The organism is Tessaracoccus sp. ZS01 (assembly GCF_022342445.1).
Classification (GTDB): Bacteria; Actinomycetota; Actinomycetes; order Propionibacteriales; family Propionibacteriaceae; genus Arachnia.
Window position 1 is genome coordinate 14,346 of record NZ_PQFE01000007.1, and the last position, 22,082, is coordinate 36,427.

General features: G+C 66.6%; 23 protein-coding genes, 1 tRNA gene and 1 pseudogene. 14 read left to right on the forward strand and 11 right to left on the reverse strand.

Features of this window, described 5'->3' with window-relative positions; genetic code table 11:
* Positions 1 to 70: 70 nt before the first annotated feature.
* A complete protein-coding gene (locus C3E87_RS08465) occupies positions 71 to 1,690 on the forward strand; it encodes an FAD-dependent oxidoreductase (protein ID WP_076061813.1) in 1,620 nt (539 codons plus the stop codon).
* A gap of 60 nt (positions 1,691 to 1,750) precedes the next feature.
* Here the strand turns inward: C3E87_RS08465 and C3E87_RS08470 are convergent, their stop codons facing one another.
* Positions 1,751 to 2,008 (reverse strand): metal-sensitive transcriptional regulator, encoded by a 258-nt coding sequence (locus tag C3E87_RS08470; RefSeq protein WP_076061641.1) that lies wholly within the window; start codon positions 2,006 to 2,008, stop codon positions 1,751 to 1,753.
* 56 nt (positions 2,009 to 2,064) lie between these two features.
* Positions 2,065 to 3,420 carry a chromosomal replication initiator protein DnaA gene (gene dnaA / locus C3E87_RS08475; protein WP_369819261.1) on the reverse strand — a complete coding sequence of 452 codons (1,356 nt, stop codon included), beginning with the start codon at positions 3,418 to 3,420 and terminating at the stop codon, positions 2,065 to 2,067.
* Between the two features lie 354 nt (positions 3,421 to 3,774).
* On the opposite strand from dnaA, the gene rpmH reads away from it, so the two are divergent.
* From rpmH to C3E87_RS08520, 9 genes and pseudogenes are all read left to right on the forward strand, one after another.
* Complete coding sequence (gene rpmH, locus C3E87_RS08480; protein WP_076061646.1) at positions 3,775 to 3,912, forward strand: 50S ribosomal protein L34; 138 nt, start codon at positions 3,775 to 3,777, stop codon at positions 3,910 to 3,912.
* Between the two features lie 4 nt (positions 3,913 to 3,916).
* A complete protein-coding gene (gene rnpA, locus C3E87_RS08485) occupies positions 3,917 to 4,264 on the forward strand; it encodes a ribonuclease P protein component (protein ID WP_076061648.1) in 348 nt (115 codons plus the stop codon).
* Positions 4,265 to 4,269: 5 nt separating this feature from the next.
* Positions 4,270 to 4,512 (forward strand): annotated as a pseudogene (gene yidD, locus C3E87_RS08490) (membrane protein insertion efficiency factor YidD); the annotation flags it as partial.
* Between the two features lie 41 nt (positions 4,513 to 4,553).
* Positions 4,554 to 5,663, forward strand: coding sequence for a membrane protein insertase YidC (gene yidC, locus C3E87_RS08495; protein ID WP_076061652.1), 1,110 nt, complete (start codon positions 4,554 to 4,556; stop codon positions 5,661 to 5,663).
* A gap of 73 nt (positions 5,664 to 5,736) precedes the next feature.
* Positions 5,737 to 6,210 carry a R3H domain-containing nucleic acid-binding protein gene (locus C3E87_RS08500; RefSeq protein ID WP_076061654.1) on the forward strand — a complete coding sequence of 158 codons (474 nt, stop codon included), beginning with the start codon at positions 5,737 to 5,739 and terminating at the stop codon, positions 6,208 to 6,210.
* Positions 6,211 to 6,302: 92 nt separating this feature from the next.
* Positions 6,303 to 6,947, forward strand: a complete 645-nt coding sequence (rsmG, locus tag C3E87_RS08505; protein WP_076061816.1) for a 16S rRNA (guanine(527)-N(7))-methyltransferase RsmG — start codon at positions 6,303 to 6,305, stop codon at positions 6,945 to 6,947.
* Between the two features lie 156 nt (positions 6,948 to 7,103).
* Positions 7,104 to 8,087: a ParA family protein gene (locus tag C3E87_RS08510; protein WP_076061656.1), complete on the forward strand. Its 984-nt coding sequence runs from the start codon at positions 7,104 to 7,106 to the stop codon at positions 8,085 to 8,087.
* Positions 8,087 to 8,974, forward strand: coding sequence for a ParB/RepB/Spo0J family partition protein (locus tag C3E87_RS08515; protein ID WP_076061658.1), 888 nt, complete (start codon positions 8,087 to 8,089; stop codon positions 8,972 to 8,974). Before C3E87_RS08510 ends, C3E87_RS08515 begins: the two co-directional genes overlap by 1 nt.
* Positions 8,975 to 9,028: 54 nt before the next feature.
* The gene (locus C3E87_RS08520; RefSeq protein WP_076061660.1) at positions 9,029 to 9,418 is read left to right on the forward strand and encodes a DUF3817 domain-containing protein; all 390 of its coding nucleotides are present in this window, start codon (positions 9,029 to 9,031) and stop codon (positions 9,416 to 9,418) included.
* Positions 9,419 to 9,437: 19 nt separating this feature from the next.
* On the opposite strand, the gene C3E87_RS08525 is transcribed toward C3E87_RS08520, so the two are convergent.
* From C3E87_RS08525 to trxB, 6 genes are all read right to left on the reverse strand, one after another.
* On the reverse strand, positions 9,438 to 10,121 hold the full coding sequence (locus C3E87_RS08525) for an SURF1 family protein (RefSeq protein WP_076061662.1): 684 nt from the start codon (positions 10,119 to 10,121) through the stop codon (positions 9,438 to 9,440).
* Positions 10,118 to 11,050 (reverse strand): D-alanine--D-alanine ligase, encoded by a 933-nt coding sequence (locus C3E87_RS08530; protein ID WP_198928255.1) that lies wholly within the window; start codon positions 11,048 to 11,050, stop codon positions 10,118 to 10,120. Before C3E87_RS08530 ends, C3E87_RS08525 begins: the two co-directional genes overlap by 4 nt.
* Positions 11,051 to 11,064: 14 nt before the next feature.
* A complete protein-coding gene (locus C3E87_RS08535) occupies positions 11,065 to 12,369 on the reverse strand; it encodes a PLP-dependent aminotransferase family protein (protein ID WP_076061664.1) in 1,305 nt (434 codons plus the stop codon).
* The gene (locus tag C3E87_RS08540) at positions 12,366 to 12,872 is read right to left on the reverse strand and encodes a hypothetical protein (protein ID WP_076061666.1); all 507 of its coding nucleotides are present in this window, start codon (positions 12,870 to 12,872) and stop codon (positions 12,366 to 12,368) included. Before C3E87_RS08540 ends, C3E87_RS08535 begins: the two co-directional genes overlap by 4 nt.
* An 80-nt stretch (positions 12,873 to 12,952) precedes the next feature.
* Positions 12,953 to 13,270, reverse strand: a complete 318-nt coding sequence (trxA, locus tag C3E87_RS08545) for a thioredoxin (protein WP_076061668.1) — start codon at positions 13,268 to 13,270, stop codon at positions 12,953 to 12,955.
* Positions 13,271 to 13,360: 90 nt separating this feature from the next.
* Positions 13,361 to 14,305: a thioredoxin-disulfide reductase gene (trxB, locus tag C3E87_RS08550; protein ID WP_076061670.1), complete on the reverse strand. Its 945-nt coding sequence runs from the start codon at positions 14,303 to 14,305 to the stop codon at positions 13,361 to 13,363.
* Between the two features lie 156 nt (positions 14,306 to 14,461).
* On the opposite strand from trxB, the gene C3E87_RS08555 reads away from it, so the two are divergent.
* Positions 14,462 to 14,803, forward strand: coding sequence for a hypothetical protein (locus C3E87_RS08555; RefSeq protein WP_076061672.1), 342 nt, complete (start codon positions 14,462 to 14,464; stop codon positions 14,801 to 14,803).
* A 57-nt stretch (positions 14,804 to 14,860) separates the two neighbouring features.
* Here C3E87_RS08555 and C3E87_RS08560 read toward each other — a convergent pair whose 3' ends face one another.
* Positions 14,861 to 15,796, reverse strand: coding sequence for an enoyl-CoA hydratase/isomerase family protein (locus C3E87_RS08560; RefSeq protein ID WP_076061675.1), 936 nt, complete (start codon positions 15,794 to 15,796; stop codon positions 14,861 to 14,863).
* Between the two features lie 69 nt (positions 15,797 to 15,865).
* The gene (locus C3E87_RS08565) at positions 15,866 to 16,840 is read right to left on the reverse strand and encodes a sugar-binding transcriptional regulator (RefSeq protein ID WP_076061677.1); all 975 of its coding nucleotides are present in this window, start codon (positions 16,838 to 16,840) and stop codon (positions 15,866 to 15,868) included.
* A 142-nt stretch (positions 16,841 to 16,982) separates the two neighbouring features.
* Between C3E87_RS08565 and C3E87_RS08570 the strand changes: the two genes are divergently transcribed.
* The 3 genes from C3E87_RS08570 (at position 16,983) to xerC (ending at position 20,344) form a co-directional block, all read left to right on the forward strand.
* Positions 16,983 to 18,692, forward strand: a complete 1,710-nt coding sequence (locus C3E87_RS08570) for a glycerol-3-phosphate dehydrogenase/oxidase (RefSeq protein WP_076061679.1) — start codon at positions 16,983 to 16,985, stop codon at positions 18,690 to 18,692.
* A gap of 203 nt (positions 18,693 to 18,895) precedes the next feature.
* Positions 18,896 to 18,968: transfer RNA gene (locus tag C3E87_RS08575), tRNA-Ala, on the forward strand.
* A 206-nt stretch (positions 18,969 to 19,174) separates the two neighbouring features.
* Positions 19,175 to 20,344 (forward strand): tyrosine recombinase XerC, encoded by a 1,170-nt coding sequence (gene xerC / locus C3E87_RS08580; protein ID WP_076061681.1) that lies wholly within the window; start codon positions 19,175 to 19,177, stop codon positions 20,342 to 20,344.
* Positions 20,345 to 20,432: 88 nt separating this feature from the next.
* On the opposite strand, the gene C3E87_RS08585 is transcribed toward xerC, so the two are convergent.
* Entirely contained in the window at positions 20,433 to 21,920 is a 1,488-nt protein-coding gene (locus C3E87_RS08585; protein WP_076061683.1) for a multicopper oxidase family protein, read from the reverse strand.
* Positions 21,921 to 22,082 lie beyond the last annotated feature (162 nt).

Below are 22,082 nucleotides of genomic sequence, written 5' to 3' on the forward strand. Positions count from 1 at the left end.
ACGATCACTACACCTGAACGATAGCATGATACCCCCGGGGGTATCTACCCCGGGGGGTATAGTGTCCCCCGTGAGAACAGTGATGGTTGGAGGAGTCGCCGGCGGAATGAGCGCGGCGACAAGGTTGCGACGACTCGACGAGGACATGGAGATCGTGGTCCTCGAGCGGAGTGGGTATGTGTCTTTTGCGAATTGCGGGCTGCCGTACCACGTGAGCGGCATCATCGAGGAGCGGTCGGCCCTGCTGCTGCAGACGCCGGAATCGCTGTGGGAGAGGTTCCGGATCGACGTGCGTGTCGGGACGGAGGCCGTGCGGATCGACAGGGCGCGCAAGGTGGTCATCGTGCGTGACGTGGCCACCGGAGAGGAGTCCGACCTCGGCTATGACAAGCTCGTGCTCTCCCCCGGCGCCCGCCCCGTGCAGCCGCCCATCCCGGGCATCGGCCGCGCGTTGACGCTGCGCAACGTCGAGGACACCGACGCCATGGTGGCTGCGGTGCAGGGCGCGCGAACCGCGGTCGTCATCGGCGGCGGCTTCATCGGCCTGGAGGTCACGGAGAACCTGTTGCACCGCGGCATGAAGGTCGCGCTGGTGGAGGCGTTGGACCAGGTGATGGCCCCGCTCGACCCGGAGATGGTGGCGCCGGTGCACGACCGGTTGCGTGAACACGGCGTGGACCTACGGCTCGGCTCCGCGGTGACCGCGATCGGTGAGACCGACGTCACCCTGGCCGACGGGTCGACCCTGCCTGCCGACATCGTCGTGGCCGCCATCGGCGTGCGCCCCGACGTCGAACTCGCACGCGCCGCCGGGCTGCACGTCGGTTCGCTCGGCGGCATCGTCGTCGACTCCCGCAACCTGACGTCGGATCCGTCGATCTACGCCGTGGGTGACGCCGTCCAGAAGGACGACGCACTGAACGACGACGCGGTGCTGGTGCCGCTTGCCAACACGGCCAACCTCCAGGGCAGGCGCGTGGCCGACGACATCGCGGGCCGCGGTGTGCCCGCCAGGCCCGTCATGGGCACGGCGATCGTCGGGCTCCTCGGCCTGCAGGTGGCCTCCGTCGGCTGGAGCGAGAAGCGGCTCAGGGCCGTGGGCAAGGAGCACCTCGTCATCCACACGCACCCCGCCTCGCACGCCACCTACTACCCCGGCGCGGCGACGATGGCGCTCAAGCTGCTGGTGGATCCCGCCGACGGACGGATCCTGGGCGCCCAGGGCGTGGGTGAATCCGGCGTCGACAAGCGCATCGATGTGATCGCGACCGCGATGGCCGGCGGCCTGAAGGCCCCGGAGTTGGCGGAACTCGAGCTGGCCTACGCGCCGCAGTTCGGTTCGGCCAAGGATGCGGTCAACATGTTGGGGTACGTGGCGGAGAACCGCCTCAGCGGGCTGGAGAACTCGATCCAGTGGCACGAGGTGGAGGCTGCGCAGGAGGCCGGCGCCACGGTCGTCGACGTGCGGACACCGAGCGAATTCGAGCGCGGCGCCATCGCCGGCGCGGTGAATCTGCCCCTGGACGAGCTGCGGGCCCGGATGGATGAGATCCCCGACGGTGACCTCATCGTGCACTGTGGGGTGGGTATCCGCAGCCATGCCGCGGTCTTCATCCTCGGGGATCGGCGGGTGCTGAACCTCGACGGCGGGTACACGACGTGGAAGGCCGGAACCGCGGCCCGAGTCTGAAAGCGTTTGCTCAGCGGCCGCCCCTTGGGCGGGGCGGCCGCTCAGCAACAAGCTGGGCCGTCAGGCCAGCGAGAGGAAGAGCTTTTCCATCTTCGCCTGGTCCATCCCCTGGTCGGGGTGCTCGAGGCACTGCTTCAGGCCGACCGCGATCGTCGAGAAGCCGGCCCTGTCGACGGCCTTGGACACGGCGGCCAGTTGCGTGACGATGTCGTCACAGTCGCGGCCTTCCTCGATCATCTTGATGATGCCGCCCAGCTGGCCCTGGGCGCGCTTGAGTCTGCGGACGACGGATTCCATCTCTCCGGGGTTCAACTGCATGGGGGCCTCCTGGTTCACACTGCCACTATACCCCTAGAGGTATACGGGACCAGCCGTCACGCCTGCTTGATCTGGTTCGTGAGCTCGGTGACCTGATTGTAGAGGTCCCTGTCCACGCCGATCTTCTCGGTGATCTTCCGCACGGCATGCAGCACCGTCGAGTGGTCCCGGCCGCCGAACTTCGAGCCGATCTTCGGCAGCGACAACTCAGTCATCTCCCGGCAGAGGTACATCGCCACCTGACGGGCCGACGCGATGGTGGCCACCCGGCTGGCGCCTGTGAGGTCGTCGTGGCTGATGCCGTAGTAGCCCGCCGTTGCCGCCATGATCGTCTGCGCGTCCACCGGGGCCGCGTCCTCGGGCATGAGGTCGTTGAGCACCTGCTGCGTGAGGTCCTCGGTGATCTCCTGCGCGTTCAGGCTGGCCAGGGCGGCGACGCGGGTGAGGGCGCCTTCGAGCTCGCGGATGTTGGTGGGGATGCGCGAGGCGATGAGTTCCAGCACCTGCGTGCCCGCAGTCAACCGCTGTTGCGCGACCTTCTTGCGGAGGATGGCGATGCGGGTCTCGAGGTCCGGCGGCTGGATGTCGGTCATGAGACCCCACTCGAAGCGCGAGCGCAGCCGGGGTTCCAGCGCCTCCAGCAGCTTCGGCGGCCGGTCCGACGTCATCACGATCTGCTTCTGGGCGTTGTGCAGGGTGTTGAACGTGTGGAAGAACTCCTCCTGCGTCTGGATCTTCGACTCCAGGAACTGGATGTCGTCGACGAGCAGCACGTCCACGTCGCGGTACGACGAGCGGAACTCGGCGGTGCGGTTGTTGGAGATGGCGTTGATGAAGTCGTTGGTGAGCTCCTCCGTGGAGACGTACTTCACGCGGAGGTTCTCGTAGTAGCTGGTGACGTAGTGGCCGATGGCGTGCAACAGGTGCGTTTTGCCCAGGCCCGAGGGGCCGTAGATCATCAGCGGGTTGTACGACTTGCCGGGGGTCTCCGCGACGGCGGCGGCCGCGGCGTGCGCGAAGCGGTTCGACGAGCCGGCGACGAAGGACTCGAAGGTGTAGCGGGGGTTGAGCCGCACCTCCTGGGGCTTCGAGCGGGGGAGCATGGGTTGCGGCGGCAGCTCCTCCGGCATCGGCGGGGCCGGAGCCGGCTCGTCGGGCACCAGTTCGGGGCTGATCATCACCGCGAGGTGGGTGGGCTGGCCGAAAAGTTCGCTCAGCCGGTCCTCAATCTGTGGGCGGAGTTTCGTCTCCAGGCGTTCGCGGGTGGGTTCGTCACCGACGGCGAGCATCAGCGTCGAGCCGTGCATGTCCACGGGCCGGGTACGGCGTAGCCAGGCGCGAGTGGGGAAATCCGCGGACGTGATCACGTCCTCCCACAGCACCGCCAGGTCTGGCGTCGGTGATTGAGTCACCTCACCCACTTCCCGGGCGGTTCTTCCGCCTCACATCGCACTCGTCCACAGAGTTGTCCACAAGAGGGTATAACTGATCCCGAGCTAAACCCAATGCTGCCCCGCCTGTGGATAACCGGAGACAGACTTATGAAACTAGTCCCCGTAGAACGATCCTGCAAGGAGAATCGGCGTGTTGCCGGAGTGTCGCCTGGACTACAATCATGTAGTTTGATTAGTTGACTGGCTGAACTGCGCCGGTTTGGCTAACGAGGGGTTGTCCACGTATCGTTGACCAGTCGCCATCTCGGCGGCCACTTCCCCCTGCCCGGGCCACGGGCAGCGTTCAACCTTCGATCTTGAGGGAGTAATCCCATGACTAAGCGCACGTTCCAGCCGAGCAACCGTCGTCGGAGCCGCAACCACGGTTTCCGCGCCCGCATGCGTACCCGCGCCGGCCGCGCCATCCTGAGCGCCCGTCGTCGTAAGGGTCGCATCGAGCTGTCGGCCTGACTCTGTGCTGCCGAAATCGCAGCGCCTGAAGAGGCCCGGCGACTTTGGCATCACCGTCAGGCACGGCTCGAGAGCGGCAACGCCGACAGTAGTGGTGCACGTGAGGCACCCTCAGCAGAATCCACCCGAATGCACCCGGGTGGGTTTTGTTGTCTCCAAGAAGGTGGGCAACGCCGTGACGCGTAACCGCGTCAAGCGGCGCCTCCGGCACCTTGCCACGGAGCTGACAAGCCCGTTCCCCACAGACGTCGTGGTTCGGGCGCTGCCCGGGGCCGCCGTCGACGAGGCACGGCTCGGCTCTGATTTCGCCGACGCCTGGCGCCGCGCGTTCCGGAAGGCCGGTACATGCTGAAGTACCCGCTCATCTGGTTCGTCAAGGGCTGGCGCCGGTTCATCTCCCCCATGTACGGAGATGTCTGCAAGTTTCATCCCACGTGTTCGGCCTACGGGCTGACCGCGTTGGAGAACCACGGTGCCCTCAAGGGTTCCGTGCTGACCATCGGTCGGATCGCCCGCTGCCACCCGTGGTCGCAGGGCGGGGTCGACTACGTTCCCGGCACGCCGCAGGCTGCTGCCTGGGAACAAGAGAATTCGCGTAGCACGACGCCTGATCAGGCGTCACATATAGCTGAGGTGGCTTAATGCTCGATCTGTTCGTCTCGCTGAACATCTGGGACAGTTTCTACGGTCTGCTCTCGGCGATGATGCAGCCGCTGTACTGGGCGGTGTCCGGCATCGTGGTGTTCTTCCACCAGGTGCTGAGCCCCGTGTTCGGTGCCAACTCCGGCGTCACGTGGACCCTTGCCATCGTGATGCTCACCGTGCTGATCCGCACGCTTCTCATCCCGCTGTTCGTCAAGCAGATCAACTCTGCCCGCAACATGCAGCTGATGCAGCCCAAGGTGGCCGAACTGCAGAAGAAGTTCGGCCACGATCGTGAGCGACTCGGCCAGGAGACGATGAAGCTCTACAAGGAGGAGGGCGTCAATCCCATGGCGTCCTGCCTCCCGCTCCTGCTGCAGATGCCGATCTTCCTGGCGCTGTTCCGCGTGCTGCAGGGTGTGGCCGACGACACCCCGCGCGGCTACTGGTTCACCAGCCGGCCGGATCTGGTGGATTCGCTGCAGCAGTCGAATATCTGGGGTGCCGGGCTGGCCGAGCGCATCTTCCCCATCGAGAACTTCGGCGCCACGCAGGTCATCGGCATCTTCCTCGTGGTGGCCATGGTGGCGGTCTTCTTCGTCACGCAGCTCCAGCTGATGCGCAAGAACATGCCGCCGGAGTCGCAGACCGGCCAGGCCGCGCAGATGCAGAAGATGATGCTGTACTTCTTCCCCGTCGTGTACGCCATGTCGGCCACGTTCATCCCCATCGGCGTGCTCGTCTACTGGCTGACGTCCAACCTCTGGACGATGGTCCAGCAGGCCATCCTCATCCGTAACAACCCCGCGCCCAACACCCCGGCCTACATCGACTGGGAAGACCGCATGAAGGCCAAGGGCCTTGATCCCGACGAGGTTATGCGTCAGCGTGCTGACAAGCGGCGCAAGACCAAGCCTGTCTCGACGTCCCGTGTGGTTGGCAGGCCGGCAGATGACGCCTCCGCCGACGGCTCGGTGGCCGAGGACGCGCCGAAGGTGTCGCGCCAGCAGGTCACGCGTCAGACGGTGCGCACCTCCGATGACGGCCGCCGGGTCGTGCAGCGGCAGCAGCCGCGGCAGCAGGCCCGCTCCAACCGCAAGAAGAAGTAGACCCTCCGGACCCCCGTCGCCCGAGGCTGTGTACGCCACGGCCGACGCGGGGCCTCCGACCTGAGAGATAAGGATGGACGCAATGTCCGACAAAGACACCGATCTGATGGCCGAGGGCGACCTGGTCGCCGATTACCTCGAAGAGCTCCTCGACATCGCAGACCTGGATGGCGACATCGAGAACTCGGTGCAGGAGGGCCGCGCCTACGTGGCCATCGACACCGATTCCGAGCAGCTCGTGGGCAAGGACGGCGAGGTCCTCGAAGCCCTCCAGGAGTTGGCGCGCCTGGTGGTCATGACCGAAACCGGCAACCGGTCCCGCCTGATGGTCGATGTGGCCGGGTTCCGCGCCCGCCGCCGCGCCGAACTCATCGTGCTGGCGAAGGACGCGATCGCTGCGGTGCAGGAGACCGGCGAGTCCGCGCGTCTCGCGCCCATGAACGCGTACGAGCGCAAGATCGTCCACGACGAGGTGGCAGCCGCCGGCCTCGTGAGCGAGTCTGAGGGCGAAGCCCCCAACCGTCGCGTCGTGGTCCAGAAGGCCTGACCAGACCTTCCCGTCCTGGTTCGACGGCGGGCTCGGCTGAGTGCCGGGTCCGCCGTCGATTCGTTTTTGGCATTGTTAGGCATATGGAGCCCATGGAACACGACCCCTCGGAACTCGAGCAGACGATCGCTGTGCGCTTGTTCGGTACGTACCCGCAAAGCGAGAAACAGCTAAGGCAATATGTCGATATATTGGCGTCGCGCGGCATGGAGTGGGGACTCATGGGCCCGCGCGAGGGCGACAAACTATGGCAGCGACACGTCGCCAACTCGCTCGCGATCGTGGACGCCATCCCGCACGGGCTTGATGTCGCTGATATCGGGAGCGGAGCCGGGCTGCCTGGGATTCCGCTCGCCATCGTCCGTCCGGACCTCCGCATCACGCTGATCGAGTCACTCCAGCGGCGGTGTGAATTCCTGGAGCTCGCGGTCCAAGAGCTGGGGCTCGGTGACCGCGTGGAGGTGCGTCGCGGCCGGGCTGAGGAGGTCAAGGCGCGCTTCGACGTGGTCACCTGTCGGGCCGTCGCTCCCTTGGAAAAGCTCCTGCGCTGGACCACACCCCTGTTCTCCCCTGACGGCATGTTGCTGGCGCTCAAGGGCGCCTCGGCTGAAGAGGAGATCCGCAATGCCGCGAACCTGCTGAAGAACAACCGGCTGAGGGCGGACGTCCTCGAGTTGCAGGCGGCTCCCGGTGTGGAGGGGACGCGCGCCATCCGCGTGACGCGCGCTGGCGCCTGATGCCGGGGCCCCTCTCGACCACTCCCGCCGGCGGGAGCCAGCTTACGGAGGGATGCAGGCATCGAAACTGAATGTTTCACGTGAAACGGCCTCGCCGAATCGTGTTCGACCAGCCGCTTGGGTAGAGTTCTCACGAATCCCCAAGGAGGCCACTCAATGGCGTTGTTCTTCCGCAAGCGCAAGCAGGTGACGGACGAGAACGAGTTGTGGAAGGACCACAGCAATGTTTCACGTGAAACACCCCCACAACCCCGCCGGGCGCTGAGCAACGCCGCGAAGGCCACCCTGGAGGAAGAGTACGGGGATGAGATGGTCGAGTATGCGGCGCCGACGCCCACACTCCCCCGCCCCGCTGAGCCCCGCGTGTTCGTCGTGGCGAACCAGAAGGGCGGGGTGGGCAAGACCACCACGACGGTCAACGTCGCAATGGCGCTCGCCCTCGGCGGCCTCAACGTCCTGGTCATCGACATCGACCCCCAGGGCAACGCGTCAACCGCGCTGGGCGTGGATCACAAGTCCGGCACGAAGGGCACCTACGAGGTGTTGACCGAGCAGATCGGCATCATCGAGCACGCTCAGCCGTCCCCGCACTCCCCCAACCTGCACGTTCTGCCGGCCGCCATCGATCTGGCCATGGCCGAGCTGGAGCTGGTGAACGAACGCGGCCGCGAGATGCGGATGCGTGACGCGATCCGTACCTACATCGACGAATCCGGCGTCGACTACATCTTCTTCGACTGCCCCCCGTCGCTGGGCCTCCTCACGTTGAACGCGCTCGTGGCCGCCACCGAGATCCTGGTGCCTATCCAGACGGAGTACTACGCGCTCGAGGGCGTCTCGCACCTGATGCACACCATCAATCGCGTCAAGGGAAACCTGAACGACGACCTGCAGCTCAGCACCATCCTGTTGACCATGTACGACCCGCGCACCAACCTCTCGCGCGACGTCGCGGAGGAGGTGCGGCGCCACTTCCCCAACGAGACGCTCGAGGTGGAGATTCCGCGTTCGGTGAAGATCGCGGAAGCGCCGAGTTTCGGTCAGACAGTCATGACGTACCAGCCGAAGAACGTGGGCGCCCTCGCCTACCAGGAAGCGGCCGAAGAAATCGCCAACCGCGCAGAAAGGGCTGACGCCTGATGGCAGTTAAGAACACGGGGCTCGGTAGGGGCCTCGGGGACCTGTTCGCACGCACGGATGGTGAATCTGCACCGGAGCAACTCAAGGACGGTTCCGTCTACGAGGAGATCCCGCTTCAGAAGATCGGGCCGAACCCCCAGCAGCCCCGCACAGTGTTCGACGAGGACGACCTGGCGGAACTGGCTGCATCCATCCGCGAGTTCGGTGTGCTTCAGCCCGTCGTCGTGCGTCGAGTCGGGGACGGCTTCGAGTTGATCATGGGGGAGCGGCGCCTCCGCGCGAGCAAGCTGGCCAAGCGCAAGACCATCCCAGCCATCATCCGCGGCACTGACGACCAGGCGCTCCTGCGAGACGCGCTGCTGGAGAACCTCCACCGCGCCAATCTGAATCCGATCGAGGAGGCGCGCGCCTACGGGCAGCTCCTCGATGACTTCGACTGCACCCAGGAAGAGCTTTCGCAGCGCATCCACCGTAGCCGGCCGCAGATCTCCAACACGCTTCGCCTGCTGGGCCTGCCGGAACGAGTGCAGCTGAAGGTGGCGGCGGGGACCATCTCCGCAGGCCACGCTCGGGCGCTGCTCGGCCTGGCTGACGCGGAGGCGCAGGAGCGCCTCGCTGAGCGGATCATCGCCGAGGGTCTGTCGGTACGGTCCACAGAAGAGATCGTTGCCCTGGGGCGCAACAGAGCCACCCCGCGGCAGTCGACCCCTCGCGGGCCGCAGCTGCCGAGCGAACGCGAGCGCCAGATCTCGGGCCATCTCAGCGACCACTTCGACACGCGGGTGAAGGTCAACATCGGGCGGAACAAGGGCCGCATCACCATCGAGTTCGCCTCGGGGGAGGATCTCGACCGAATCATGGCGATCATGGACGGACGAAAGATATAAAGCGTGAAGACGTTATAGCGTTATATCGACAAAACGATAAGGATGGAAACCCGTATGACGGTCAATGAGCAGAGCGCGTCCCACAACTCCCGGAGGTTCGTCCTCGACGCCGAAGACGTGCAGGGAGTGAAGAGCGCGCTGACCCGCTACCGGGTCATGGCCTGGGTGGTGGGAATCCTGCTCGTCGTCCTGGTGTGCGTGGGGATGCCGCTGAAGTACATCTGGGACGACGACAGGGTGGTCCGCTGGACGGGCATCCCGCACGGCTGGCTGTACGCCGTGCTCCTCATCACCGCGTACGACCTGGGGCGCAGGGTGAAGTGGTCGATCAAGTGGTTCCTCGCCATCATGGCGGCGGGCACCGTGCCCTTCCTGAGCTTCGTGGCGGAGCACTTCGCCACGAAGAACGTGAGGGCGACCCTGCGCGCCTCTGAACGGCCCTGATAGCTCGGGCCGCCTGGGTTCAGCTGGCTTTGCCGAGCTGGCGGGCCGAGTAGAGCCCGAAGACGATGGCCCCCGCGGCGAACACCCACCACTGCAACGCGTAGCCGCGGTGCGTAGGGGAGCCGTCGGCCGTGGGGAGCACCAGACGGGCCTCCTCGAGCCCCTGGGCCTCGGACTCGGTCTCCGGCAGGGTGACGTAGCCGGCGATCAACGGGGACGGCCACTCCTGGGCGAGCTCCTGGATGCGGACCGAAGGATAGTCCGCCTGTACGCTACCGCCGGCCTCGGGAAAATCCGGGGCGAGGAAGATGCCCTCGACGCTCTGCGTGCCCTCAGGAGGTGCCGGAATACCCTCGCTGGCGTCGGCGGCGTCCACCGAGCCCCGAACGACGGCGATGTACCTGCTGTCGGCCGTCTCCATGAGCGTCAGGACCCGCCAGGGCGACCCGGTGCCGACGGTCGCCTCGTACTCCGGCAGGTAGACCCCCGTGAACGTGACCCGCTTGCCGTAGATGTCCTGCACCACACCGTCGGGGGCAACCGCCTCGGACAAAGGTGTGGGGGGCTCCGCGGCTCGCTCGGCCGAGACGTCGCGGGTGGATTCCTGGTAGGACGCCATCTGCCAGACCCCCAGCCACATCATGACGAGCGCCACGACGATGCCTGCCACGATGGCGAGGGCCTGCTTCAGGCGAGTGCTCACCGCAGCGTCGCCTGATCCACCAGCGAGGCGAAGACTTCTCCCAGTTCACGGCCTGCTGCCTCGAACGCCAGCGGCGCCAGCGACGTCTCGGTCATACCGGGTGCCACGTTGCCCTCGAAGAACACGGGCCCCTCAGCGGTGACCATCATGTCGACGCGCGACAGGTGACGCAGCCCGAGCGCCCGGTGGACGGCGACTGCCAGCTCCTGCGCAGCGGTGAGCACGTCGTCGTCGAGCTGGGCCGGGGTCACGAAGCGGGTGGCACCGGCGGTGTAGCGGGACTCGTAGTCATAGACGCCGGACTCTGGCCGGATCTCCACCGGGGGGAGAGCGACGGGGCCGTTGCCCTCGTCCAGGACGGTCACGGCGACCTCCGTGCCGCTGAGGTACTGCTCGATGACCGCAACGGCCCCGTAGGCGTAGGCAGCCACCAGAGCCGACGGCAGCGCAGCCGCGTCGTCGACCTTCGTCACTCCCAGCGCAGAGCCCGACCGCGCGGGCTTCACCATGAGCGGGTAGCCGAGCTGCTGCCCGATGGCCGCCATGAGGGCCGGGGCGCCGAGTTCGCGGAAGATGTCGTGGGGCAGCGCGATCTGGCGCGGGGCAGCGAGCCCGGCCGCCCTCACGACGGAGGTGGCCACAGATTTGTCGAAGGTCAACCGGGAAGCGGCGCCCGTGGGGCCGACGAACGGTACGCCCAGCACCTCCAGCACCTCGCGCAGCGCGCCGTCCTCGCCCAGGCCGCCGTGCAGCATGGGCACCACGACGGCGTCCTCGTTGCGGCGCATGAGTTCCACCAGATCGGCGTTGACGTCGGTCTCCACGACGACCCGGCCTGCGTCGCGCAAAGCCTGCGCCACGCGTCGGCCGGACCGCAGCGACACGTCCCGCTCATGGCTGAGGCCCCCTGCAATCACGATGACGGTCACAACATCACTCCTTGTCAGCTCAGGTCTGGCGCTGGCCCGGCGGGCATGCGTCGTTCGACGGGGGAGGTGTGCACGCCGAACGTGGCCATCACCTCGAGTTCGCGCCGCACGACGTCGGCGAATCGCTTGACGCCCAGCTGGATGCGCTCGGCCGGCGGGAAGCAGAAGGAGAGGCGGGCGTTGCGCGCGCCCTGACCGTCGGCGTAGAAGGCGGAGCCGGGGACGAACGCCACCCGCGCGTTCACACCGCGGGGCAGCATGGCCTGCGAGTCGAGGCCCTCGGGCAGGGTCACCCACACGAAGAAGCCACCGGCGGGCTGGGTCCAGGAGGTGCCTGTGGGCATCGTCTCGTGGAGCGTGCTGAGCATGGCGTCGCGACGGTCGCGGTACATGTCGCGGAACACCACCACCTGGCGCTGCCAGTCGTGGTTCTTCAGGTAGTTGCCGATGGCGAACTGGCTGAACACGGGCGGGCACAGCGTCGCCGACTCCTGGGCCAGCACCAACTTCTCCCGCACCGCGTGCGGGGCCAGCACCCACCCCACCCGGAAGCCGGGGGCGAAGGTCTTGGAGAAGGAGCCCAGGTAGATGACGTCCTCGTCGATGGAGCGCATGGCCGGGATGGGATCAGCGTCCAGCGACAGCAGCCCGTAGGGGTTGTCCTCGACCACCAGCACCCCACCCGAGCGGCAGACTTCGAGGATCTCGCGACGGCGGGCCAGCGGCTGCGTCACGCCGGAGGGGTTGTTGAAGTTGGGGATGGTGTAGAGGAACTTGATGCGCTTGCCCTCGGCGGTGAGGCGCGCGATGGTCTCCCGCAGCGCCGTCGGGTTGAGCCCCTCGTCGTCACACGGGACGTGCACCACCTCGGCCTGGTAGCTGAGGAAGGTACCCAGGGCACCCACGTACGACGGCGACTCCGCCAGCACGACGTCGCCGGGGTTGCAGAAGATGCGCGTGACCAGGTCAAGGCCCTGCTGCGAACCGGCGGTGATGGCGATGTCGTCCGGATGGGCCGTGATGCCCTCGAGTGCCATGACGTCCAGGATCTGCTCGCGGAACTCCGGCTCACCCTGGCCGGAGCCGTACTGCATGATCTGCATGCCGCGGGTGCGCACCATCTCCGCCATCGAATCCGCGATGTCGAGCAGCGGGAGGTCGGCGATGTTGGGCATGCCACCGGCGAGCGAGACGATTTCCGGCCGGTTGGCGACGGCGAACAGCGCACGCACGGCTGAGACGCGCATGCCGTTGGTGCGCTCTGCGTAGTTGTCGACAAACCGGTCCAGCCGGGTGTCGTGACGGGTGTTGTCGGTCACTGGCCGATCGCCTCCTTGAAGCGGTCCAGGGTTTCGGCGACCGCGGTTTCGCTCTGTTCGGTGACTGACACGAGCAGCACGCCCACTTCGTCGATCACCTCACCGCACGCCGATTCGCCGGTGTCCTCGGAGACCCCACAGTATCGAGAGCCTCCGGTGGGGGATGGGGTCTGAGCATCGATCTCGATGCCCGCGTTGGCCACGAACTCCGCGACATCCGGCTCCGGCCACGACAGGATGAACACGACGGTGTTCTCACCGTCGGTGTAGTCGGCCTGCACGATGCGCTGGTTGGCCGGTCCGGGACCGGTGCTTTCGCTCGACTCGCCGCGCACCAGATCATCCACCATCAGTGGGGTGTCCAGGGGGAACGCGGGCGAGGGGCTCGCTGAGGGGGAAGGTGTCTGCCCGGGGCGATCCGCGAGACTGCCGCCGATCAGCCCACCGGCGAGCAGGAGCACACCCACCCCACCGGCGAGCGCCGGCTTGACCCAGGCGGGCATGGGCGGCCTCGAACCCACCGGAGGCTCAGGCGATACCGCCGTCCAGCTTTCGGTGGGTCCAGGGTGACCGCCGGAGCTCATCAGAGCAGCTCGTCGATGGCCTTCGTGAGTGCCTTCTTCGTCTTGGCGCCCGAGAGCGAGTTGACGACGCGGCCCTTCTGGAAGAACTGCAGCGTGGGCAGGGACAGCACGCCCTGCTGCGCGGCGAGGTTGGGGTTCGTGTTGGTGTCGACCTTCACGAACTTCACGTCGGTGTACTGCGCGGCCAGTTCGTCGAGGATGGGCGACATCTGCTTGCAGGGCGCACACCAGTCGGCCCAGTAGTCGACGATCACCAGGCTGTCAGCCATCAGCACCTCGTCGGCGAACGTATTCTCCGTCACGTCGGTCACTGCCACGGAATTCTCCTTGCACGTTGGTTGAGCGCCGCCTGCTCTGCCGGCGGAGTCGAAAACCCCGTCATTCTACAGAGCAGGCTGCAGTGCAGCTTACGCCTGAGCGTCTGCGAGTTCCTGGAGGTAGCGCTCCGCGTCGAGGGCGGCGGCGCATCCGGAGCCGGCGGCGGTGATCGCCTGACGGTACGTGTGGTCCACCAGGTCTCCGCACGCGAAGACGCCGGGCAGGTTGGTGGCCGTGCCGCGACCCTCGACGAGGACGTAGCCCTCGGCGTCGAGGTGCACCTGGCCGTTGACCAGCTGGGAGCGCGGGTCGTGGCCGATGGCGATGAAGACGCCGTTGACCTGGAGGTCGCGGTCCACGCCGGTGTTCTTGTCCGTGAGGGTGATCGACTGCACGGAGGTGTCGCCGTTGATGGACTTGATGTGGCTGTTCCACGCGAAGGAGATCTTCGGGTCGCGCATGGCGCGTTCGGCCATGATCTTCGAGGCGCGCAGCTCGTCGCGGCGGTGGACGACGACGACGCTGGAGCCGAAGCGCGACAGGAAGGTGGCCTCCTCCATGGCGGAGTCGCCGCCGCCGATGACGGCGATGGGCTTGTCGCGGAAGAAGGCGCCGTCGCAGGTGGCGCACCAGGACACGCCCCGGCCGGAGAGGCGGTCCTCGTCCGGCAGCCCGAGACGACGGTAGCCCGACCCCATGGCCAGGATGACGGTCTTCGCCCGGTACTCGGTGTCGTCGGAGTCCTTGACGATCTTGATCTCACCGGTCAGGTCGACGGCGGTCACGTCGTCGGTGATCAGCTGGGCGCCGAAGCGCTCGGCCTGCTTCCTCATCTCGATCATCAGGTCCGGGCCGTCGATGCCCTCCGCGAATCCCGGGTAGTTCTCCACCTCGGTGGTGTTCATCAGTGCGCCGCCGGAATCCAGCGCGCCTTCGAAGATGACCGGCTTGAGGTTGGCGCGGGCCGCGTAGATGGCGGCGGTGTAACCAGCGGGGCCGGAACCGATGATGATGACGTCGTGGATCTCGGACATGCACACTTCCTGGAGGTGGAGGGATCGGCCCCATCCTAGGCGCTGCCGCCAAGATCGCCGCTTCCGTTCAGGGGCGTTGCGATGCCCCCTGGGATAAGGGCGCGGTAAGGGTTGCGCCCTATACCCAGCCTGTCGCCGCAGGACTAGGGTCGGAGCATGTCTGAAGAACTGTCTCGCGAAGACCTGCACGCCGCGCTCGGGGTCCGCAAGGAGATGGGGGCCGACATCGAGCCGGCCCTCGTGGATTCGCTGGCCCGCAAGATCGAGGCCACCGTGGAGCGGCGCTTCCAAGCGGAGATGGTGGCCAGCCGGCAGGAGGCCGAAGCTGCCAGGGCAGGTCAGAGCGGACGGATCGCCGTGGGCATCGTGTCGCTTGTCATGGCCATTCCGCTGACTGCAATCTCAGGATCCATGTCGGGCTTCCTCGGCATGCTGCTCGTGTGGACGGGCATCGTGCTCGTCAATGTCGCCATGGCCCTCCGCAGGCCGCGCCCCTGACCGAAAAATGCGAGAGAAACGGCCCGTCACGCGACGGGCCGTTTCTTTGTCAGAGGGTCAGTAGTTCCAGCTGGAGCGGTACGCGAAGACGTCGTCGACCGCCTCCTGGGGCACCTCTTCGAGAGTCTTCCAGCGCCACTGCGGGTTGTTGTCCTTGTCGATCAGCAGCGCACGGACACCCTCGACGAAGTCGACGGTGAGCACCGACTCGGCCAGACGGAGATCCTGGTCGAGGACCTCGCTCAGCCCGAGCCGCTCGGCGCGGAGCAGCGCCCGCATGGCCACGTGCACGGCGAAGGGGGAGCGGGCGCGCAGTTCACGTGCGGCCTGCTGGGCGGCCTCGTCTGGATGCGACTCCAGCATGCGCGCGATCTCCACCGGATCGTCGGATTCGTAGCACTCCTGGATCCACGCGGCGTCGAACAACGGGGCGGGCAGCGGGCCGTCGGCCGATTCGTCGGCCAGGTTCAGCAGGAGAGCGTCGCCGCCGGTGAACGTGGCGGCTGTGAGAGCGACGTGGCGACCCACCGCCCGTGCGCGCGCCAGGTGCAGCATCATGCCGACGTCGGGGAAGAAGCCGATCTTGGTTTCCGGCATGGCCATGACCGTGTCCGCGTAGACGATGCGACGGTCCGCGTGACCGCCGAGGCCGAGCCCGCCACCCATGGTGATGCCGCGCATGAAGCTGGTCACCGGCTTGGGGTAGTTCGCGATGAGCATATCGAGGGCGTACTCGGTCTCGAGGAAGGTCAGGAAGGACCCGCCCTCGGCCACGACGGTGGACAGTGCGCGCACGTCAGCGCCGGCGCAGAAGCCGCGTTCGCCGGCCCCGGCGATCTCGACGGCGGTCACGTCGTCGTCGTGGTGCCACTGCGTGAGCGCCTCGTACATCGCCGTCATCATGTCGGCCGTCAGGGCGTTGATCGCCTTCGGACGGTTCAGGGTGATGCGGGCGATGCCATCGGTCACGTCGGTGAGGATGAAATCGGACATGCTGCACAGGGTAACGCCGTCGTGGCATGCAGAAGAAAAGCGGAGGGTTTCAAACCGCTCATGTCCTGTTCATGTCAGCCTGAGCGAGGGGTTCATCCTGTGCAGTACGGCCCGGGCGGTGTCCTCATCGATCACCAGGTCCGTGGCCACGCCGGCGCGCAACGCCCCCAGCACGGGGGCCGCCTTCGCCAGGCCACTGACGACACAGATCCGACGGGGAATGCGCTGCAGTTCAACGGGGGTCATGCCGGTGGCGCGACGGTTGATCTCCAGGTCACGGTAGGACCCGTCCTCACGCAGCATGACGGTGCAGATGTCGCCGACCACCCCGTCGCGCACTAGGGAGTCGAGGTCCTCCCGGCTGAGGTAGTTGGAGGCGTAGACGTGGCTCTGCAGTTCAGCGTCGAGGCCGCCGACGCCGAAAAGCGCGACGTTGCACTCGGCGCGGACGGCGAGGATGTGGCGGGTGGAGCGCTCCCGCCACATCGCCTCACGGGTGCGCGGGTCGTCGAAGAACGCTGGGAGGGCCATGAGTTGCTCCTGCCCACGGAACGCGTTGGCGAAGCGGTGGAGGATGTTGCCGACGTAAGGCAGCCCGGTGGTCTGAGAGTTGGCGCCGCCGTTGAGCCCGATCACGGTGACGCCGCTCACTTCGCGGGGCTTCAGGTGGGCCGCGATGGCCGAGGTGGTGGTGCCCCAGGCCACGCCGACGATGTCGCCGTTGGTCACCGCATCGCTGACGACGCTGGCGGCCAGCCGGGCGACCTGGTCGAGGCGGAAGATGTTGCTCGCCCCGGGACGGACCTGCACCAGGTGGGCGTCGACGTTGAAGTGCTTGCGGAACAGGTCTGCGATCCGGCTCAGCGGGCGGTTGGGATCCGTGATGGAGATGCGAACCAGGCCACGGTCGCGGGCCTCCTTCAGGAGCCGTGAGACGGTGGAGCGTGACACGCCCATCAGGTGGGCGATGGCGTCCATCGTCTCTGATTGGACGTAGTACATCTGGGCCACCTTGAGCAATGTCTCGGTTGTTGCCTCCGCCATGCATTCCCCCTTCTCAGCGGGGTTTGCCGACGTCAGTGGTGCAACCCCTCCCTCATCCTAGGGCGTTGCGTGCACAAACGTGCACGGATGTTGCAAACATCGTGCAGCGGGGTGAAGCTGGGCAGGAGCAAAGGAGCCCCTCATGACCGTCTTGACCCTCCAACAGCGTGCCGCCTCGTTGTCGGCCATGTCGTCAGAAACCTTCGACGTCCTTGTGATCGGCGGCGGTGTGACGGGTGCAGGTATCGCGCTGGACGCAGCCGCGCGAGGCCTGCGCACCGCCGTCATCGAGGGACAGGACTGGGCCTCGGGCACGTCATCGCGGTCGTCGCGGTTGGTGCACGGCGGACTGCGCTACCTCTACAACCTGGACTTCAAGCTGGTGGCGGAGGCGCTGAAGGAGCGCGGCCGACTGTTGACGGTGATCGCTCCGCACCTCGTCGAGGCCCAGCCGTTCCTGTGGCCGTTGAAGACGCCGGTGATCGAGCGGGCCTACTCCGCCGTCGGCGTGGGGATGTATGACGCGCTGGCCGTCATCGGTGCCGGGTTCAAGAAGACCGTGCCGCTGCAGAAGCACCTCTCCAAGAAGGGCGCCATGCGCCACTTCCCCGACATCAAGCCGTCGGCGCTCACCGGCGCCATCGAGTTCTATGACGCTCGAGTCGACGACGCGCGCCTGGTCATCACGCTGATCCGTACCGCCGCCAAGTTCGGCGCCGAGGCTGCAAGCCGCGTCCGGGTCACCGACATCCTCAAGGATGACCGCGGCCACGCCAGCGGTGTGAAGGCGGTGGACCTGGAGAACGGCGACGAGCTGACCATCAAGGCCAAGCGCATCATCAACGCCACCGGCGTGTGGACCGAAGAGACCCAGGACATGGCCGGAGGCACCGGCGGCCTGAAGGTGCTGGCGTCCAAGGGCATCCACATCGTGATCCCGCGTGAGCGGATCAAGGCGAAGGCCGGCATGTTCCTGCGCACCGAGAAGTCTGTGCTGTTCATCATCCCGTGGCAGCAATACTGGGTGATCGGCACCACCGACACCGCCTGGCACGAGCAGTTGAAGCACCCGGTGCCGACCTCGGCCGACATCGACTACGTGCTGGCCCACGCCAATGAGGTGTTGGCCCGCCCGCTGACCCGCGACGACATCATCGGCACCTACGCCGGCCTCCGGCCGTTGCTGCAGCCGAAGGTGCTGGACGAGTCGAAGTCGACGAAGGTCTCCCGCGAACACACCGTCACCGAGGTCATCCCGGGCATGGTCGCCATCGCCGGCGGCAAGTTGACCACCTACCGCGTGATGGCTGAGGACGCCGTGGACTTCGCGCTGGGGGAGTCCGACGCCAAGACACGTCGGTCGGTGACGTTCGACCTGCCGCTGCTGGGTGCCGACGGTCTCGACGCCGTGCGCAACCAGGCGGGTCGCCTGGGCGCCAAGTACGGGTTCGACGCGGACCGGATGCAGCACCTCTTGTCGCGCTACGGCTCTGAACTGCCGGAACTCCTGGCCACCATCGACGACGACCCCACCTTGGGTGAGCCCCTCGCGGCGGCACCGCAGTTCTTGCGCGCCGAGGTGCACCGCGCCTGCACCGTCGAGGGCGCCCTGCACCTGGAGGACATCTTCATCGCCCGGGTGCGGCTCAACTCCGAGGCGCGTGACCGCGGTGGCGCGGCCGTCGACGAGGTCGCCGAGGTCGCGGCTGCAGCTCTGGGCTGGGACGCCGAGAAGACCGAGGCCGAGAAAGCGAACTACCGGGCGCGGATCGCGGCGGAGCTCGCTGCGGAAGAGCAGAGCACCGACGAGGCAGCATCCGCGGAGCGGGAGAAGGCCGAGGACATCGTCTGACGCTTCTCCCCTGAGTCCTGGCTCCTGAGGCCGGGGTGGCCTCAAATCTAGGTGGCCCCAAATCTAGATTTGGGGCCGTCCGCCACCTCAGATCTGGATCCGGCGTGGCCGGGGTGGGGTGGCCTCTCCACCAGCCGGTGGCCCCGCCCGTCGCAGCTTTGGTTGTCGGCCGGAAGTGCCCCTATACTTGCCACGCGCACTTCGGGGCATTAACTCAATTGGTAGAGTGCCACCTTTGCAAGGTGGAAGTTAGGGGTTCGAGTCCCCTATGCTCCACAACTCGAGAACCGCCTGGCACAAGCCAAAACGGATGCAAAACACGTAGTGAGGCGGGATTCCGACTCCGCCAAGCTGCGCCACCCTCCGCCACCGTGCACCACTCTGTGGCCCCAAATTGGTCACGAAATAGGCCATAATGGGTACCGATTGGCCCCAGATTGGACACGGATTGGACCCGGAGAACCGGGGGAGGGAGCCCGAACATGGCGCGTGCACCCCGCAGACTTCCGCCCGGAATCCTGCTCCTTCCGAGCGGGAACTACCGGGTTCGCTACCTCGGCCCCGACGGGAAGCGGTATTCCAAGACCTTCACCCACCTGCAGGACGCGAGGTATTGGCAGGCGTCCGAGCAGCGACTCATCGATCAAGACGGCTGGACACCGCCGGAGGTACGTCAGCGCCGACAGGACTCTGCAGCGCTCACCGTGGGCGAGTGGGCCGAGCAGCGCATCGCGGCATGGTCCACCCGATCGAGGTCGCCCATCGTCGGCAGCACCGTCGAGGATTACCGACGGTGCCTGCGTCTCCGGATCGACGGCTGGCTCGGGGACACACCCCTCACACTCGTCACTGCCGCGATCGTGCGCAAGTGGCACGAGGCTCTCCCGGACACACCGACCATGAACGGGAAGGCCTACGATCTCCTCAAGCACCTCATGAACGACGCCGTCAACGACGAGCTGATCGCGGCCAACCCGTGCCGCATCGTCGGAGCCGGCAAACCACGAGCCAAGGGGGCAGCTGAGGCGCTCAGCGCAAGCGATATTGGGCCGTACCTCGAAGCGGTGGAGGAATATTACCGCCCAGCCCTGGCAGTGGCCGTCCTGGGTGGCCTCCGATCTGGGGAGGTACGTGGCCTGCGTCGGCGCGATCTCGACGTGGAACAGGGCTTCATCCGAGTCGCCGGGGCCATCCGACGGGAACAGGTGGCCGAGGGCGAGTACAAGCGCGACTACACAGACACCAAGACTCCGGCTGGGAAGCGCGTCATCTACCTACCCGCCGCAGTGCTGGACTACCTCCGGCCTTGGGTCCAGAACCACAATTTCGCACCCGACGAGCTGCTCTTCCCGGCCCGCCGTACAGGCAAGATCATGAACGAGACGGTGCTGGCAGCAGCGCACCGGCGCGCTGCCAGGCAGATCGGCCGTCCGACGCTCACCCTGCACAATCTCCGGGCAACCGCTGCCACTCTCGCAAAGCAAGCAGGCATGACTGACCGTGAGGTGCAACGCCGCTTTGGTCACACAACGGCGGCAATGGCTAACCTGTACCAAGTACCCGAGCTTGAGCGAGACAAGTCGGGTGCTGCCATGATCGATTCTCTGCTCCAGTCACGTGGGCATCAAGCCCGGCTCCCCAGTGGCGGCTGATTCCTCTGCGCGAGCTCCTACGCTCACGGGCTTCTGATTCAGCTTTCCTGCCTACTACGGGCCGCGGAGATGCGCGGTTGATCGATCGTCAGGCGTAGCGCATCGTCGTCATCATCCCGACTTCCGCGTGGTAGATGTTGTGGCAGTGCAGCATCCACTCGCCGGGGTTGTCGGTGATGAGGTCGAGTTCGATGGCCTGCATGGGGGTCAGGAGCACGGTGTCTTTGCGGAGGCCTCCGCTGCCCGGGAGTCCCCAGGTGTGGCCGTGGATGTGCATGGGGTGGGCCATCATGGTCATGTTGGTCATTCGCATCCGGACGCGCCGGTCGGGGCTCACCTCGAGTGGTTCGTGGTCGCCGAACTTGCGGCCGTTGATGCCCCAACCGTAGGGGTCCATCTGACCGTTGAGTTCCACATCGAAGGTGTCGTCGGGCTCGCCGTCGGGCAGGCGCGCCTGCGCTGCGGCGCGTAGTTGCGTACCGAGCAGGGCGTCGCCGTCGAGCTCCGGGACCGGGGCATCCGTCGAGGGCGCGTCGCCCGAGGCCGTCCGAACGACTGCGCGGGCGGTCCCGGTCTTGCCCTCGGGCCGTGCCGCGAGCGGGAAGGTCCCGTCGCGCAGGGTGACCGTCACGTCGTAGCGCTCTCCCATTGCGATGTACAGGGCTGCGGTATCGACGGGTTCGACGGGGAATCCGTCGGAGTGTGTGACGGTCATGGTGTGGCCCCCCAACGCCAGCTTGAAGATGGTGTCCGAGGCGGCGTTGATGATCCTGATGCGGATGCGCTGTCCCGGCTTGGCTTCGAAGGTTGCGGGGGCTTCAGGTACGCGTCCGTTGATGAGGTAGTGCGGGTATTCCACGTCCCCGGCATCCCCCAGGGGCGAGGATGCCCCGTGCCCCATGTCGCGCATGTTCCCGTGGCCCATGCCCATCGAGACCGCGCCGTTCTCCGCGGCGAACTCCTCGAAGATCTCGTCCGGGCCCCGGCCCACGCCGTCGGTCCAATCGTCGAGGACCACGATCCACTCGTCGTCATAGGCCCCCGGTTCGTCGGGGTCGTCGATGATCAGGGGTGCATACAGGGCACGGTCGAGTTGAACGCCGGAGTGCGAATGGAAGAAGAAGGTCCCGGGGTCCGGTGCCACGAACTCGTAGGTGAAGCTCGTGCCGGGCTCGATGGGGTCCTGCGTCACCCCCGGCACACCGTCGGCGGCGTGGTGCAGCCGGACGCCGTGCCAGTGCACGCTGGTCGATGCGGGCAACTGGTTGTCGACCGTGATCCTGAACAGGTCTCCAGCCGTGCCGCGCAGCACACCCATGCTCGAATCGTCGTACGCCCAAGTCTTCGCCGTCAGGCCGCCGAGGTCGAGCGTGACCGGCCGCGGCGCCAACGTCTGCTGTACGACGGAACGCCCCGGCGCCGGAGCGAGCGAAGGGGCCGGGTACGAGCGAGAGGCACCGGAGCCGGGCGCTGGAGTGCCGGGCTTGTTCGAGGGGCTCGTGCAGGCGGACAGGAGTCCCGCCCCGGCGATACCCGTGGCGCCGAGGAGCAGGTGGCGGCGGTTCAAAGCGGTCATGAGTCAATACTCCCCTGGGTATCGTCCTGATCCAAGCCTGGAATGTTCAGGAACGGTCAAGGTTCCGTGGGTAGGGACATGCCAGGATCTTGACGGGATCTTCACCGAATCCGCACCCGGGCCAGATCCGGTGCGCGCACAGTGATCGCGGGAGTTTTCACG

Bases quoted from the DNA above. Each gene is read 5' to 3' on its own strand.
- C3E87_RS08510 (WP_076061656.1), top strand. From the start codon at position 7,104: ATGGCGTTGTTCTTCCGCAAGCGCAAGCAGGTGACGGACGAGAACGAG.
- yidC (WP_076061652.1), top strand. From the start codon at position 4,554: ATGCTCGATCTGTTCGTCTCGCTGAACATCTGGGACAGTTTCTACGGT.
- C3E87_RS08555 (WP_076061672.1), top strand. From the start codon at position 14,462: ATGTCTGAAGAACTGTCTCGCGAAGACCTGCACGCCGCGCTCGGGGTC.
- C3E87_RS08540 (WP_076061666.1), bottom strand. From the start codon at position 12,872: ATGCCCGCCTGGGTCAAGCCGGCGCTCGCCGGTGGGGTGGGTGTGCTC.
- trxB (WP_076061670.1), bottom strand. From the start codon at position 14,305: ATGTCCGAGATCCACGACGTCATCATCATCGGTTCCGGCCCCGCTGGT.
- C3E87_RS08585 (WP_076061683.1), bottom strand. From the start codon at position 21,920: ATGACCGCTTTGAACCGCCGCCACCTGCTCCTCGGCGCCACGGGTATC.
- C3E87_RS08470 (WP_076061641.1), bottom strand. From the start codon at position 2,008: ATGCAGTTGAACCCCGGAGAGATGGAATCCGTCGTCCGCAGACTCAAG.
- C3E87_RS08515 (WP_076061658.1), top strand. From the start codon at position 8,087: ATGGCAGTTAAGAACACGGGGCTCGGTAGGGGCCTCGGGGACCTGTTC.
- C3E87_RS08570 (WP_076061679.1), top strand. From the start codon at position 16,983: ATGACCGTCTTGACCCTCCAACAGCGTGCCGCCTCGTTGTCGGCCATG.
- C3E87_RS08500 (WP_076061654.1), top strand. From the start codon at position 5,737: ATGGACGCAATGTCCGACAAAGACACCGATCTGATGGCCGAGGGCGAC.
- C3E87_RS08560 (WP_076061675.1), bottom strand. From the start codon at position 15,796: ATGTCCGATTTCATCCTCACCGACGTGACCGATGGCATCGCCCGCATC.
- rsmG (WP_076061816.1), top strand. From the start codon at position 6,303: ATGGAACACGACCCCTCGGAACTCGAGCAGACGATCGCTGTGCGCTTG.
- xerC (WP_076061681.1), top strand. From the start codon at position 19,175: ATGGCGCGTGCACCCCGCAGACTTCCGCCCGGAATCCTGCTCCTTCCG.
- C3E87_RS08565 (WP_076061677.1), bottom strand. From the start codon at position 16,840: ATGGCGGAGGCAACAACCGAGACATTGCTCAAGGTGGCCCAGATGTAC.
- rpmH (WP_076061646.1), top strand. From the start codon at position 3,775: ATGACTAAGCGCACGTTCCAGCCGAGCAACCGTCGTCGGAGCCGCAAC.
- C3E87_RS08520 (WP_076061660.1), top strand. From the start codon at position 9,029: ATGACGGTCAATGAGCAGAGCGCGTCCCACAACTCCCGGAGGTTCGTC.